Source organism: Bradyrhizobium sp. NBAIM08 (genome assembly GCF_020193935.1).
GTDB classification, from domain to species: domain Bacteria; phylum Pseudomonadota; class Alphaproteobacteria; order Rhizobiales; family Xanthobacteraceae; genus Bradyrhizobium; species Bradyrhizobium yuanmingense.
Genome location: NZ_JADYVR010001073.1, coordinates 1 through 397, shown reverse-complemented (window position 1 = coordinate 397; position 397 = coordinate 1). Strand labels below are relative to the sequence as shown.

At 62.2% G+C, this 397-nt stretch carries 1 protein-coding gene; it reads right to left on the bottom strand.

Features of this window, described 5'->3' with window-relative positions:
* Positions 1-360 (bottom strand): aminoacyl--tRNA ligase-related protein (locus I6F37_RS43535; RefSeq protein WP_306469190.1); only part of this gene is annotated, 360 nt, incomplete at its 3' end.
* Positions 361-397: the final 37 nt, after the last annotated feature.

The following is a 397-nucleotide window of genomic DNA, read 5'->3' as shown; positions in this document are numbered from 1 at the left end:
AACCATGAATTCGTTCGAGGCCGAGCCGCCCATGGCTCCCGTGTCGGCGTCGACGATGACGTAGTCAAGGCCGCAGCGCTCGTAGATCCGGCAGTAGGCGCGGCGCTGATCTTCAAACGCGCGGTCGAGTCCCTCGGCGTCGATGTCGAAGGTGTAGGCATCCTTCATGGTGAACTGCCGGGTGCGCAGCAATCCCGACTTCGGCCGCGGTTCGTCGCGGAACTTGGACTGGATCTGATACCAGACCTGCGGCAGTTGTTTGTAGGAGCGCAGTTCGCGGCGGGCGATCTCGGTGAAGATCTCTTCGTGCGTCATGCCGAGGCAATAGTCGCCGCCCTTGCGATCCTTGAGGCGGAACATGTTATCGCCCATGACGGTCCAGCGCCCCGATTCCTGC